The following is a 13,365-nucleotide window of genomic DNA, read 5'->3' on the forward strand; positions in this document are numbered from 1 at the left end:
AGATTAACTCCATTCGTGTGACTGCGATAAGGATGTATACAACATCTATTATTAACTTAAAATCTTCGATAGGAACAATTGTTTGTTATAGGGTGATATAATGTTCCCTGTAAAAAAGAGTTTGTGCTGTCATTGGCAGCAAAAAGCAAAAAAGATATTATGCAAGTCTTTTCAGCTTTTCAATGTTATTGAGGATATATCTGCTTTCAAGAAGAATTTTTTGTTCTATATTATAAACTATTTGTTCAAGTGGGGTGACAAGTCTGTAAAGTTTAACTGGTCTACCCTTGCCTTCAGTTTTCTTTTCTTCTCTTATGTTCACCCAGTTATTATCTTTGAGGTATCTCATTGCAATACTTACTTCAGGTTGCCTGAGGTTGGAGTTCTTCTCAATCTCGCGTGAGGTGATCTCTTCCCCGCAGGAAAGACAGGCGAGGGTTAAGGCTACAGTTCTATTTATGTCTAATTTTCTGAGCAATTCTACGATCTCATATTCTTTTTCACTCATACCACTGGGTTTTTTGTCTCTCATGTAAAATCACCTGATTATGTGTAATAAATTTAGTTTTTGTTTTTTTGAATTTCTGCCATTAAAAATACAACATTAGGTAATGCTTGTGTAATGATATTTTTCGAATGGCTTGCCCTTTTCTTTGAAAGGTTAATTTTGTAATTTTTTTACTTGATAACAATTACTATTATAGCATGCTATAATATATTAATATTTTTTATATTAGAATATTAAGTCTGAAACATCTATTTTTTATGATATACTATTGACTATGCACAGGGCAGAGAACCAGAGCCTTAGCTAAAATAAGCGTGAGATGTTTTTAAATTTTTAATTAAGTGTGTGCTTAAAGTAAGAGGAATGATTCTGAAAAAATTAATTATTGATCTTGGAAAACTATAGACTGTGCAATACCAGATGACGCTTCTGAAGCGCGAATCGAAGTGCATCACTACGCTCAGCACCACAATAATAGTAAAAAAACATAATTAATCAATCAAAACCAGCATCAGAAAGATAATTATTAATGGTGGGCCCGCTGAGATTCGAACTCAGGACCTCACGGTTATCAGCCGTGCGCTCCACCTAGCTAAGCTACGGGCCCAATGCGATTATGATGTTCGTTGATGATGTTCTTCATCACGCGACACTCCAAATACGCATACAGATACTTTAATATTTCGCTTGAAAACAGAAATCTGCCCTTAATTTGTTTAGAATGATGAAAGTACATACAAGTTTGCAGCGATAGGTTTATGTCAGATAATGTGATTTAAGACTTGATATTTCGGGCTGGTAGATCAGGGGAAGATCGCTACCTTGGCATGGTAGAGGCCTCGGGTTCAATTCCCGACCAGTCCATTAAATTATTTTTGCAGTCTTTTTGTTTTTATTGCGTTTTTGTTGTTATTTCTCAGTGCGTTAGCAATGTGTCCGAATATATGCATATCTCTTGGTGCGTGCTGTGGTATGTGTTCATGAACTTTTACAGGACTTTGGTGCTTTTCTATGTGGTATAACAGCTTATCTAAATGCTCATTTAATGCCAACTACCAATTATTTCATTAAAAATCAATAAATGAAATGTAACGCAGGGGCATTAAGGTATCTTTGTTATGGAATGTGTGGAAAATACTGTATTTGATGAGGGTGATGTTAAATTTGAAGCAATGAGTAATTATATAATGCTTCATTTGGGCAATGTTCTGTTTATGGAAACAAAAATTACGTTTAAGGGTGTGGTGGGAATACCACATATTGAAAGTTAAAAGGAGAGTTGTAGCGTGCCATCATTATACCTTGTATCCTGTCGCATTTTTGAAGATGAGCTGGTTCACATATTCGAAGAGGAAGATGCGAATTCTCGCCTGATAATGATTGAGAACGAAAACATCGAAGTAATTAAAGAGAAACTAAATGATGTTTCCATAGAGTATGAGGTAATATCACTCAATGACGTGCCTTCAAAGCTCGGCCAGACTGATGATTTTGTAGTTGTCCTGAATATTCTTGAGTTTGCACTGGACGCTGATCCTCAACTACTGAAAGAGAAGGTCTACCGCACCATTGAAGAAAACGGTGAACTGTTTGATGGTATTCTGGTCTTTTATGGACTGTGTGGCAACGTGCTCGGCTCACTGGAAAAAGATTTCAGTTACCTGGGAGTCCCAGTAAGGATACTCAGGGACATTCATGGCAATATTGTAGATGATTGTATCTGTGCTGCCTTTGGGAACAGGGAGGCTTATGTTGAAGCCATGAAAGGTGAAAATAAAGGTGAAGGGACATACTTCCTTACTCCGATGCAGGCAGCTAACTGGAGAGAAATGCTTGTTCTTGCAAAACTGGCTCCAGACCCTGATAATACTGAAATGATGAAAATGGTCTTTGATTACTCTGGCTACAAAAACGTCGGAAAAGTGGACACCGGCTTATATTATGAAAAAGAATTCCACGAAATTGTGGACGAATTTGCTACCCTCTTCGATCTTGAAAAAAAGCTGTTCACAGGTTGCACGAAAATAGTCGATGAGAACTATCATTCTATCAAGAAAGAGATTACTAACGGATATTCTATAGAAAGGGTAGCTAACAAGGACTAAACAGGCTGTACCTTATTTTAATTTATTTTATTTTTAAACAACCTTTTACATTATACAGTAGTGTGTACATAAGAGAACAATCATTAAATAATATATACTTTTATGAACTGTGACACGGTGTGGACCTTTAAGAAATCTTGTTCTCTTCCAAAGGGTAAATTAAAAATTTCAATGTGAACGAGAAACAAAAACCCTTTCCAGTATCATCACTGGACATGGGTATGCTCTTTATATTTTATTGTGCCTCTATAGCATAGGTACACTTTTCGTGAGTCTTGTCTATAATGGCTTTATTTTGTCTAAGAAAACAACGATCAATAAAAAATATAATTTTTAAAAAAGTGAATAACCTGTCAGAAGGTGGTTATTTTCATTTCGATTTTATTATGGATATAATTGTACCATTGCATTGCTTCCATAGGTAGTTGGAAGAATAAAGTCTGCATTTGCTGATGCCCCTGCTTCTGGTGTAAGTACCATATTTACGGACGTACGTGGTACAAGGTTGAGCCCTGAATCTTGCAGTGAGGATGAAATATTGATTGAACTGAGGGTTGCATATCCCGTATCTGCGGAAGTCTGGGATGCAGTCGGTATATAGATTACAACAATATCGCCTGTAGTCATCACAGGAATTGATTGGGAAAAAGAGTCATCTTCATCTCTTATATCGTCAACTGAAAAATAGTTTTGTGCATTTACGTATGTAACATTTAATTCTGCATTGCCAATTGTTGTATTTTCTGTGAACAGCTTCTGTAAGTTTGCAGCAGCATCTGCGCTAAAACCAGACATGTTTCCCTGAAAATCGGAACGAGGTGATAAGCTGTTCCTGTTGCCAGCATGTACAAGATTATTGGACCTGAATCCATCTGTAATGGAGATGATAACCTGGTTTAGGTCTACAGGTTCACTGGCTGCATTAAGCCCCATTGTTAGTTTGAAAACATCAATCGTTGAAGACATATCAGTATCACTGTTCTCAGATCTGAATCCTTCTATATTATGTATCATTAGGTTTGAAGAAACTTCTTTTGTTGCTTCTTTTCCTGTAGATAGTGCATCCTGTTGCAATACTCCTGATGTCTGAATTAATACAGATGCTGCAACTGCTGCGACAAGAACCATCGCAATAAAGATTATCAGGGTGCCGATTCCGATTTGTCCTTTTGTAGAAGACTCCCATTTTTTGTTAGAATTTATAGAATTCATCGATTTTCACCGGGAATGTTAGTGGCTAACAGTGCATTAGTTGCACATATACATGTATATTGTTTTTTATATATTTATATTTTACTTAAGCCTAAAACAGAATATGCGTCAATAGTGCCGACAAATATCTATGGGGGTGTTTTCAGTAATCTTATATACCTTAAAGAATCACATCCGTATACTCATAAAAATTATTAGTTATATATGAATATTAATTTTCCAATTATGAATATGTAAATGAAATATAGGTGGTGGTCATTTGAAAAAAATACTATTATTTGTTCTGGTGATATGTGTTCTCTTTGCTTGTGGTTGTGCAGAATCCGATAATTCTCAAACGGTTAAGACTGGGGATTATGTTTCTGTAAATTATACTGGTAGTCTTGAAGATGGAACAGTGTTCGATACTTCCAGAGCAGACGTTGCTATGGCAGAAAATCTCTACAATCCTTATAGGAGTTATGAACCATTGCCCTTTATAGCCGGTGCAGGCCAGATGATCAAAGGATTTGACGATGCTGTAATGGGGATGGCAGTTGGTGAAAAGAAAACTGTTACAATACTTCCGGAAGATGGTTATGGTGCGTATTGCCCTGAGCTTCTGATACCCGTGCCTGTGGGTGAATTCCAATCTGCGAACATAACGCCTGTCATAGGTCAGAAAGTAACTTATCAGAGTCAGCCTGTAACAATTGTCAACATATCAGAGGAAAACGTCACTCTTGATTGTAATCATAACCTTGCAGGTAAAACCCTGATATTCGATATTGAGCTGGTCTCAATAGAAAAAGCCTGATTCAAGTGGTTTGCTCATGGAAAAAGAAGAAAGGATCGTTGTGGTCCTTCTATGCATGGCTGTCCTGTCTCTGACAATAGCTTACGCCACCTTTTTTTCAGGTGATGGTGACGGTAGTGTGGGAAGCTTCAGTTCTTCTTCACTGCCCGGTGAAGATGTTCGATTTGAGGGAGATGTGCTTTCAAAACGTTTTACTTATTCAGGTGGTCATCTTTTAATGGATGTTGATTATGGGTCAGGAGTAGTCAAAGTTTTTGTACCTTCAGCTAATGGTGCAAATGATGTGGACTCACAAATAGGTGAAAACGAATATGTGGTGATAGTTGGTATTGTGGGGGAGTATGAAGGTGAATTGGAAGTAGTGGTTCAAAATAGTGAGGATATTATTCTTTTAAAGTAAATTGTTTGGGCTATACGTTAATTAGTCGCTAATGATATATGCAAAAAATCACCTCATACTAGAACATGAAAGCCTGTATTATGTGTGGGGGGGAAGGGACCAGGCTGCGCCCTTTGACATTCGCAAGACCAAAACCAAGCATTCCTATATTGAACAAACCTTCAGTTGTACACCTGATAGAACATCTCTGTAAAGAAGGGTTCAGCGATATCGTAATAACTCTTGGATATATGGCTGACAAGATCGAAGAAGAACTTGGAGACGGCCGTATTTTCGGTGTTCATATTGACTACGTTTATGAAAAGGAAAAACTGGGTACTGCAGGTGGAGTAAAGAATGCAGAGCAGTATCTTGGAGATGAGCCTTTTATAGTTCTCGGGGGAGACCATGTACTTAACCTCAATCTCAGGGAAATGTACCGGTTCCATGAGATGACTGATTCTCCTATTACAATAGGTCTTCTTTCTATCGATGATCCCCGGGAATTCGGTATAGCTGATATGGATGTAAACAACAAGATACATCGTTTCCTTGAAAAACCGGGTCCTGGTGAGATATTCAGCAATCTTGCAAGCACAGGTATCTATGTGTGCAATCCGGAAATATTCGATATGATACCTGCAAATACAAAATATGATTTTGCAAAAGATCTCTTTCCCGATATGCTGAAGAAGGATATGAAAATTAACGGCTTACTTGCACGTGGTAAATGGACTGATGTCGGAAACGCTGCTGCTTACAGGCAGGCTCAGCGATGGATGCTGGAAGCTTTACCTGGTACTACGATCGAAGGCCATTTTAAAACAAAGGATGCTCGCATAAAAGGTCCGGTTTCTCTTGGTCACAATGTTTCAGTTGGTTCTAATTCTGCTATTGTGGGTCCTATTGTCATTGGTGAGAATACGACAATCGGGGACAATGTCCTTATTGGTCCGTACACGACAATTGGGTCAAATTGCGTGATAAATAACGATTCAAGAATTCTTTCTTCCTATATATTCAATGGTGTGCTTATCGGTGAAAACTCTAATGTATCTGGTTCTGTAATCGATAATGGTACAAAAGTAGGAAATAATTGCAGCCTTGAAAATGGTACTGTTATTGGTCCTGCTGTTTTAATTGAGGATGATGTTACAGTTCATTCGGACGTGCGAATATGGCCTGAAATTAATATTCCGGCTAAGACCAGGGTCAAAGAAGATATTCTTAACGAGTCTTATATGTAATGCTTTCCTTGATTTATGTGATTGGGATATGAACAAGATTAAAAAATGGATCATAGTATCATTACTTATCAGCGTTTTTTCAGGCATAATTGTAGTACTTTTTACATTTGACTCTGGGACTATTCATGCTTTAATGGGAATAAAGCCTGAATATATACTTGCTGCAGCAGTTATTCATGCTATGACCTATGTGATCTGGGGCATGCGGACACGTTCTCTTTGTAAGGCTTTGGGTTACAATGTAAGCCATATTAAATCATTTGAGATCGTAACTTCCGCAACTCTCGCAGCATCAATTACGCCTTCATCTCTTGGGGGTGAACCTCTCAGGATCCACTTGCTTCATGGTCAGAAAATGCCTTTGGGAAAAGCCACCGCAGTGGTTCTTGGAGAGCGGGTACTTGATGGTATTCTGATTCTTACGCTGGCTCCTTTTTCTATCTATGTCATACGTGGTGTTTTGAAGGACTCTGTATTTGATTTTATGTTCATATTTGCAGAAGCAGGATTGATGTTCATACTTTTTCTTATATTGTATGCTATCTGGAGACCAGGGCCTACAAAGAAAGTTGTATACTTCTTTGTACATTGGTTGGCACCAATTTTAGGCAAAAAGACAGATGCTGCTTTTGATGTATTTATTAAAAGAGTTGATTCGGAGCTTGATAATTTCCATGGCAGCATTTCTGTATTGCTAAATGAAGGTAGGAAAGGTCTTGCTTTTGGGATATTTTACACTCTTGCTTTCTGGTTTGTCGACTTTTCAATGCTCTATGTAATATTGATAGGCTTGAACCAGCATCCTGATCCTATTCTTGTGTTTGCTTCACAAGTTATCACAATGATCATAATTCTCATACCTGCTACTCCTGGGGGTAGCGGAATTGCGGAATTTGCTGGAACGACGCTATTTTCCTTATTTGTGTCTTCTTCTGTGCTTGGGATTGCAGTTATTGCGTGGAGGGCATTCACATTCTATATGAATATCTTAGTAGGTGGATTTGTCAGCTTTAAAATATTGAAAGACACTGATTTCATCAAAAAGTATCTGAATTAAAAAAGTTATTTAAATGTTAATGTAAGGTAGTATTTCTTCACTGCCTATTCTTTTTATAAAATCATCTTTACTTGTGAATGGGGCTTTCCTTTTTATATCGGTGGCCTGTTTCTTTCCAATACCTGGAACTTCCTGTATGAGCGGTATGGTGGCCGTATTTATATCAAGGGGATATGGCACGCCTGTAATCGATCTGTGTCCGTGGCGAGTCACGGTAGCATCTATAAACCTGCCAAGTGGCATATTTGTTGGTATTCCTACTAATAATGGGTAAGAACCCATTTGTCTTCCAAAACACATTTTTCCATCATTGATCTCGCACATGATATCTCTGAGTATTGTTCCGGTGGGGACAACTTTCTGGAGCATTGGCAGATCAATATTTTTTCTGATCTTCTCTTTATATTTAAGAAATATCTGTTTATGCTTTCTTACAAGTTCATCATTACCATACATCAGAGTGTTGGGGAAGGCCATGACCTGTCTTATGTTTATCCTGCGAAGCAGTAGGTCAGAGTCAATAACATGTTTGAGGAACTCGTAATTGAGTTCAAATGTCTTTTTTGTCTCTCCTTTCAATCCATGTACGAAATTAATTCCTGGTAGTAGTTCAGGCAGTCCGTTTGAACCTCTTGCTCTTCCTACCTCATTGATAAGACTGATCGCCTGGAATACATCATCAGGCATGGCTTTGAGATCATTGGCCTTAATTACGTTGGGATCGGCACTCTCCATTCCCAGCGCAGCGACATCCCCTGAAGTATGGTATTTGACTATGGTTTTGAGTATCTCCCTGCACTCATCAGGGTATGCGGCTATGGTGGCAGGGTTTGCGTTATCCATATGCAGTACTTTAAGTTGCGGCGCCACATTCCTGATGCCTTTATAGAGGGAAAGGATGGCTTCAGGGTCTGGCTCGGGTATTTGTCCACCTTTGTCTTTAGCATGGTAACTCAGGATGTCAGGTTGTCTTCCGATTCTGAAATATCTGGCTCCTTTCTCGTATAATCCTTCTACTTCAGAAATAACATCAATAATGGGACGATAGTCGGAGCTTCCATAGGAGGGTTCTGTGCAGAATGAACAGTGTTTTCTGCGCCCGCAACCTCTGTAAGTTTCGATCTCACACATCACCCTGGGATAATCCGGGTGTTTTTTGATTATAAAGGCTCCTTTTGAAGCCCATCTGCCAATTTCCTCAACTGATCTGAAACGATGCTGACATTCCTCCGGATTTGTTGTCTTTCTTTCGAGAACGTCATAAACAAATGCTTCGATGTCTTTGCGGCATATTATTACGTCTGTGGCATTAATCAGTTTACTTTCTGCCTTTTTTCCACCTTCCAGGGAATATCCGAGTCTTATGGGTCCTCCTAATATCTTCAATCCATTGGATGCGCTGAATATACTTTCTATTTCTCCCGGGCTGATGGGTGTTGAACGCAGGTATTTGCCGGGAACGGTCATTCCGGAAACTACTGTTACGATTTTCGCTTTCTTTATCAGCTCGTTTGCAATGGAAGGGGATTCACGTATCGAATCGATTGTGAAATAATGTATGTTCTCTTCAGGAAATCCCCTTTCACGAAGTACTCCTGCAATATATCGGATGTATGGTGAGATGTATGGGGGAACACCAAAACATGCAGGCTCATCCACGTACCCGTCTATTATTATTGCTTTCATAGTTGTTAAAATGTGTATTATTCAATGTATGCTTATTATAGTCTATATCGATGTGTATCTTTTAAAATATGTGTGTTTTATTACTGTCTCAAGAGATGCCGTTTTCTGCAAATATGAGTTTGACAATGGTTACTGGCCTATAATTCAGTGAATGCACAGTTATCTGCTCCATAGAGCTCGCTACTTGGAATACATCATCCATATTTAAATCAATGGGTGGCATCTTCTGGATAGGGCCGCCAGTAATACATAATGGTATTTGATTGACTCGTATCTTTCATTCTTACAATATTTCACACAAAATCATACAGCATACGGTGTATTATTTGCGTAATACTAGTGGTGGATAATTGCTTAACTTTAGGTATTTGTCATACTTTCTTGTATGCATTTGTGTGTAGTTCATGTGTGTTAATTTTAGTCAATTATCATAATCTTCATATGTCGGGTATTTGTCGTGCAGCGCACACTTGTTATATATTCCCTTTTCTATTACTACTAGTAGAATTAGGCACAATGTAAAAAGAGGTTCTTCAATGAGAAGTGACAAGACCAAAAAAGGATTTGAACGTGCACCAAACCGTTCACTTTTGAAAGCAACCGGATTGACCGATTCGGAAATGGAAAAACCGTTCATCGCAGTTGTCAACTCGTGGAACGAGCTAATACCGGGACATATTCACCTTGATAAAATTGCAGAAGCTGTAAAAGCAGGCATACGCAGTGCAGGCGGTGTTCCATTTGAGTTCCATACCATCGGTATCTGTGACGGAATTGCAATGGGTCATGAAGGTATGAAATATTCTCTTCCAAGCCGAGAGGCTATTGAAGATTCCATCGAACTTGTCCTGCAGGGGCACCAGTTGGACGGAATGGTCATGATAACAGCATGTGACAAGATTACTCCCGGGCACCTGATGGCAGCAGGTAACCTTAATATTCCTACAGTTGTTGTGACCGGCGGTCCCATGATTCCGGGCTACGTTGACGATGAATACCGTGATCTCATCTCTGTCTTTGAGGGTGTTGGTGAATGCCAGGCAGAAAAGGTTTCCGAGGAAAAACTGAAACTTCTCGAGGACTGTTCCTGCTCCGGTGCAGGGTCATGTGCAGGTATGTACACTGCTAATACAATGGCCTGCATGACCGAAGCTCTGGGTCTTAGCCTTCCCGGATGTGCTACGGCTCATGCAGTCGATGCCAAGAAGATACGTATTGCGAAGGCGTCAGGTGAGCGCATTGTTTCTATGGTCCATGAAGACCTTACTCCTCGTAAGATAGTTACTCCAGAATCATTCGAAAACGCCATTATGGTAGATATGGCAATCGGAGGCAGTACCAATACAACACTTCACTTGCCTGCGGTTGCACACGCTTTCGGGTTGCAGCTATCTCTTGATGTTTTTGATCGGCTCAGCAGGAGCACGCCACATATCATATCCCTGAAGCCAGGTGGTGTCCATTATATGCTGGACTTTGAAAGGGCAGGTGGCATCCAGGCTATAATGGCTAGATTGAGTTCAAAGCTAAACCTTGATGAAGCTACTGTAAATGGCAAGACTATAGGCCAAAACCTTGATGATTTTATAATGGTCAATCCAAAACTCAATGCAAGGATAATTGGTACTCTGGATGCGCCTATACATGAAGAGGGTGGTATTGCAATATTGAAAGGCAGCCTTGCTCCTGATGGATCTGTTGTCAAGCAGGCAGCAGTTGACCTGAAGATGTTGAAACACAGTGGCCCTGCACGTGTCTTTGACAGTGAGGAAGCTGCAATGGAGGCTATTCTCAGTGGCAAGATAGTTTCCGGGGATGTCGTGGTTATCCGGTATGAAGGCCCGAAAGGTGGTCCGGGCATGCGTGAGATGCTTTCTCCTACTTCCGCAATAGCCGGAATGGGCCTGATTGATTCGGTCGCTCTTGTAACAGATGGCAGATTCTCCGGAGGTACAAGAGGTCCCTGTATAGGTCATATCTCGCCTGAGGCTCATGAAGGCGGTCCGATAGGTCTTGTAGAAGAGGGAGATATCATTGAGATAGATATTCCTGCTCGAAAACTTGACCTGAAAGTATCCGAAGAAAAGCTTGCAAAACGCAGGGCTTCATTTGTCCCTGTAGAAAAGCCTGTTACGGGTTATCTTGCAAGATACAGGAAGTTTGTCAGTTCGGCAAGTAAGGGTGCTATTATAAGTTGATATTGGAATAAATCAGGTCTTCATAGGCCTGTTTTTACTTATTTTTAAAGTTGACCGATGGTTTTTTCAGATTGAATTGCCTGAGTACTATTTAATGGAAAGGATGGGTATTTGTTCGATATGTGGTTCTGTATCTAACCTGAACACATGTTCTCTTTGCGGAAGGCTAGTTTGTAATGGCTGCTACGATCATTCGAGAAATGTTTGTGTCCAGTGTTCTTCAGGTGTTACTTTATCCGGGACATCAGCAGAAAGATCAGGTCTGAGTTGAATTATTTTAATCTATGAAGTTGCTCAATTCCATTTTCCTGTTTGAGCACAAGTACTTCCCTTGTCACAAGTTCTTGTATCTTCCTGTCTATATCTTCCTGACTGAACTGACGTGAAACAAGACTTTTGATAATTTCTTTTTTAACTTTTGCCCCACGTGGCATATACATCAGTATGTTTCCTTCGAGTTTATCCGGTTTTGCATCAGATGCCTGTTCTGTTGCAGGTGGGGATGCAGGTGTTTGTCCGGGTATATTTTGCATTTCCTGCATAGTGCCTGCTTCGCCATTCATGAACGGTGGCATTCCGTCTGAATTGGCAGATTGCTGTGGGTCCGGTACTTTGAATGCTGGTTTCGGTGTATTTTCTCCATCGGGGTTGAACGGTGGCATTCCTTCCGGTAGTTTAAAATCTGGTATTACTGGTGTAGTTTCTACTTGAGGACTTTCTGCTGGTGAATTGAAATCAGGCATTGTAAATGCTGCATTCTCTGGTGAAGCCTGTTCCGATGTTTTTAGTTCCGGCATAGTGAATCCAGTATCTTGGCTTGCTAGCTCCGGTGTTTTTAGTTCCTGCATGGTGAATCCAGTATCTTGACTTGCTAGCTCCGGTGTTTTTAGTTCCTGCATGGTGAATCCAGTATCTTGGCTTGCTTGCTCCGGTGGTTTTAGTTCCGGCATAATGAATCCAGTATCTTGGCTTGCTTGCTCCGGTGGTTTTAGTTCCGGCATAATGAGTCCAGTATCTTGACTTGCTAGCTCCGGTGTTTTTAGTTCCGGCATAGTGAATCCAGTATCTTGACTTGCTAGCTCCGGTGTTTTTAGTTCCGGCATAGTGAATCCAGTATCTTGACTTGCTAGCTCCGGTGTTTTTAGTTCTGGTATAGTGAATTCTGATTCTTGACTTGTGTGCTCCGGTGTTTTTAGTTCCTGCATGGTGAATTCAGTATCTTGACTTGCTAGCTCTGGTGGTTTTAGTTCCGGTATAGTGAATTCTGATTCTTGACTTGTATGCTCCGGTGTTTTTAGTTCCGGCATAGTGAATTCTGATTCTTGACTTGTATGCTCCGGTGTTTTTAGTTCCGGTGTGGTGAATTCAGATTCTTGATTTGTCTGCTCCGGTGGTTTTAGTTCCGGCACCGTGAATCCAGTGTCTTGACTTGTGTGCTCCATTACTTGTGCAAGTGGTTCTGGTGCGGTTGTTTCTGTTTTCAGTGGTGAAGTTTCTATTTCCTGATGGCTACTATTTTCTACCATCATCTCAGATAAATTAGTTTCATGGTCCTGTTCTTCGAAATTCTGTTGTATAACACATGCAGGTTCTTGCTCATTCGGTTCACTGATAATTATTTCCGGTGCAACTGTAACAGGTGCCTGTGGGGGTATTTCATTTTCTGATATTTGTGGCTGAAGCTGGATCTCTGTTTCTTCAAAATCGTCAATGATGTCGATTTCAGTAATCTCTTCTTCACTGTTTATTTCTGGAATAGTTGGATTCATTTTGGTAAAGGTTTCATCAGCAGGTTCTTGTGTACTCCTACTTTCCGGGGTACTTTGTATATTCCCACTAATTTCATTTATCCCGGTGAAACTATTTTCGACCAATGACAGCCTGTTTAATATTGTATTTACGTCATCTCTGAGAATTGCAAACCTATCGGTCCACGATACTATGTCGTCTGACGGGGAATTATCTAAAATGTCCAGTTCCCTCTCGATAAGTTTTCTGATGAACAGACTTTTATTGTCAATTACGTCCAGTTTATCAAAAAGTTCATCGGACATGCTGATGGTCAGGCGTTTCATTGCAATCTCTCGTCGGGTATTGAATATGTTGGAACATACTTATGTATGCATACATCATACATATATAGTTAATGGAAATATATTAAAAATAATATGTATTTT

12 protein-coding genes and 2 tRNA genes are annotated in these 13,365 nt (G+C 39.8%); 9 read left to right on the top strand and 5 right to left on the bottom strand.

Annotated elements, in window-relative coordinates; translation table 11 throughout:
• Positions 1-157: 157 nt before the first annotated feature.
• Both V7O67_RS07275 and V7O67_RS07280 read right to left on the bottom strand, forming a co-directional pair.
• Positions 158-532 (bottom strand): transcriptional regulator, encoded by a 375-nt coding sequence (locus V7O67_RS07275; RefSeq protein WP_342305508.1) that lies wholly within the window; start codon positions 530-532, stop codon positions 158-160.
• 506 nt (positions 533-1,038) lie between these two features.
• Positions 1,039-1,115, bottom strand: a tRNA-Ile gene (locus V7O67_RS07280).
• Positions 1,116-1,300: 185 nt separating this feature from the next.
• Here V7O67_RS07280 and V7O67_RS07285 point away from each other — a divergent pair.
• The 3 genes from V7O67_RS07285 (at position 1,301) to V7O67_RS07295 (ending at position 2,613) form a co-directional block, all read left to right on the top strand.
• Positions 1,301-1,372: transfer RNA gene (locus V7O67_RS07285), tRNA-Ala, on the top strand.
• A gap of 254 nt (positions 1,373-1,626) precedes the next feature.
• Entirely contained in the window at positions 1,627-1,779 is a 153-nt protein-coding gene (locus tag V7O67_RS07290; protein ID WP_342305507.1) for a hypothetical protein, read from the top strand.
• A 15-nt stretch (positions 1,780-1,794) separates the two neighbouring features.
• Positions 1,795-2,613: a DUF1638 domain-containing protein gene (locus V7O67_RS07295; RefSeq protein ID WP_406671345.1), complete on the top strand. Its 819-nt coding sequence runs from the start codon at positions 1,795-1,797 to the stop codon at positions 2,611-2,613.
• A gap of 384 nt (positions 2,614-2,997) precedes the next feature.
• Here V7O67_RS07295 and V7O67_RS07300 read toward each other — a convergent pair whose 3' ends face one another.
• The gene (locus V7O67_RS07300) at positions 2,998-3,825 is read right to left on the bottom strand and encodes an archaellin/type IV pilin N-terminal domain-containing protein (protein ID WP_342305505.1); all 828 of its coding nucleotides are present in this window, start codon (positions 3,823-3,825) and stop codon (positions 2,998-3,000) included.
• 259 nt (positions 3,826-4,084) lie between these two features.
• Here V7O67_RS07300 and V7O67_RS07305 point away from each other — a divergent pair, with 259 nt between their 5' ends.
• The 4 genes from V7O67_RS07305 (at position 4,085) to V7O67_RS07320 (ending at position 7,304) form a co-directional block, all read left to right on the top strand.
• The gene (locus V7O67_RS07305; RefSeq protein WP_342305504.1) at positions 4,085-4,621 is read left to right on the top strand and encodes a peptidylprolyl isomerase; all 537 of its coding nucleotides are present in this window, start codon (positions 4,085-4,087) and stop codon (positions 4,619-4,621) included.
• 16 nt (positions 4,622-4,637) lie between these two features.
• Positions 4,638-5,021: an OB-fold nucleic acid binding domain-containing protein gene (locus V7O67_RS07310; protein WP_342305502.1), complete on the top strand. Its 384-nt coding sequence runs from the start codon at positions 4,638-4,640 to the stop codon at positions 5,019-5,021.
• A gap of 65 nt (positions 5,022-5,086) precedes the next feature.
• Positions 5,087-6,247 (top strand): sugar phosphate nucleotidyltransferase, encoded by a 1,161-nt coding sequence (locus V7O67_RS07315; RefSeq protein WP_406671346.1) that lies wholly within the window; start codon positions 5,087-5,089, stop codon positions 6,245-6,247.
• Between the two features lie 28 nt (positions 6,248-6,275).
• A complete protein-coding gene (locus V7O67_RS07320) occupies positions 6,276-7,304 on the top strand; it encodes a flippase-like domain-containing protein (protein ID WP_342305500.1) in 1,029 nt (342 codons plus the stop codon).
• A 9-nt stretch (positions 7,305-7,313) separates the two neighbouring features.
• On the opposite strand, the gene V7O67_RS07325 is transcribed toward V7O67_RS07320, so the two are convergent.
• Positions 7,314-8,990: a radical SAM protein gene (locus V7O67_RS07325; RefSeq protein ID WP_406671347.1), complete on the bottom strand. Its 1,677-nt coding sequence runs from the start codon at positions 8,988-8,990 to the stop codon at positions 7,314-7,316.
• A 536-nt stretch (positions 8,991-9,526) separates the two neighbouring features.
• On the opposite strand from V7O67_RS07325, the gene ilvD reads away from it, so the two are divergent.
• Both ilvD and V7O67_RS07335 read left to right on the top strand, forming a co-directional pair.
• Entirely contained in the window at positions 9,527-11,188 is a 1,662-nt protein-coding gene (gene ilvD, locus V7O67_RS07330) for a dihydroxy-acid dehydratase (protein ID WP_406671348.1), read from the top strand.
• A 103-nt stretch (positions 11,189-11,291) separates the two neighbouring features.
• Complete coding sequence (locus V7O67_RS07335; protein WP_406671437.1) at positions 11,292-11,459, top strand: hypothetical protein; 168 nt, start codon at positions 11,292-11,294, stop codon at positions 11,457-11,459.
• Between the two features lies 1 nt (position 11,460).
• On the opposite strand, the gene V7O67_RS07340 is transcribed toward V7O67_RS07335, so the two are convergent.
• Positions 11,461-13,263 (bottom strand): DUF1720 domain-containing protein, encoded by a 1,803-nt coding sequence (locus V7O67_RS07340; protein WP_342305496.1) that lies wholly within the window; start codon positions 13,261-13,263, stop codon positions 11,461-11,463.
• Between the last annotated feature and the right edge of the window lie 102 nt (positions 13,264-13,365).

The sequence above is a fragment of the Methanolobus sp. ZRKC4 genome (assembly GCF_045291305.1).
GTDB lineage: Archaea > Halobacteriota > Methanosarcinia > Methanosarcinales > Methanosarcinaceae > Methanolobus.

What these genes read in the sequence shown, in the direction of transcription:
- V7O67_RS07320 (WP_342305500.1), top strand. Translation starts at nt 6,276, where the DNA reads ATGAACAAGATTAAAAAATGGATCATAGTATCATTACTTATCAGCGTT.
- V7O67_RS07335 (WP_406671437.1), top strand. Translation starts at nt 11,292, where the DNA reads ATGGGTATTTGTTCGATATGTGGTTCTGTATCTAACCTGAACACATGT.
- V7O67_RS07300 (WP_342305505.1), bottom strand. Translation starts at nt 3,825, where the DNA reads ATGAATTCTATAAATTCTAACAAAAAATGGGAGTCTTCTACAAAAGGA.
- V7O67_RS07275 (WP_342305508.1), bottom strand. Translation starts at nt 532, where the DNA reads ATGAGAGACAAAAAACCCAGTGGTATGAGTGAAAAAGAATATGAGATC.
- V7O67_RS07290 (WP_342305507.1), top strand. Translation starts at nt 1,627, where the DNA reads ATGGAATGTGTGGAAAATACTGTATTTGATGAGGGTGATGTTAAATTT.
- ilvD (WP_406671348.1), top strand. Translation starts at nt 9,527, where the DNA reads ATGAGAAGTGACAAGACCAAAAAAGGATTTGAACGTGCACCAAACCGT.
- V7O67_RS07325 (WP_406671347.1), bottom strand. Translation starts at nt 8,990, where the DNA reads ATGAAAGCAATAATAATAGACGGGTACGTGGATGAGCCTGCATGTTTT.
- V7O67_RS07310 (WP_342305502.1), top strand. Translation starts at nt 4,638, where the DNA reads ATGGAAAAAGAAGAAAGGATCGTTGTGGTCCTTCTATGCATGGCTGTC.
- V7O67_RS07315 (WP_406671346.1), top strand. Translation starts at nt 5,087, where the DNA reads ATGAAAGCCTGTATTATGTGTGGGGGGGAAGGGACCAGGCTGCGCCCT.
- V7O67_RS07340 (WP_342305496.1), bottom strand. Translation starts at nt 13,263, where the DNA reads ATGAAACGCCTGACCATCAGCATGTCCGATGAACTTTTTGATAAACTG.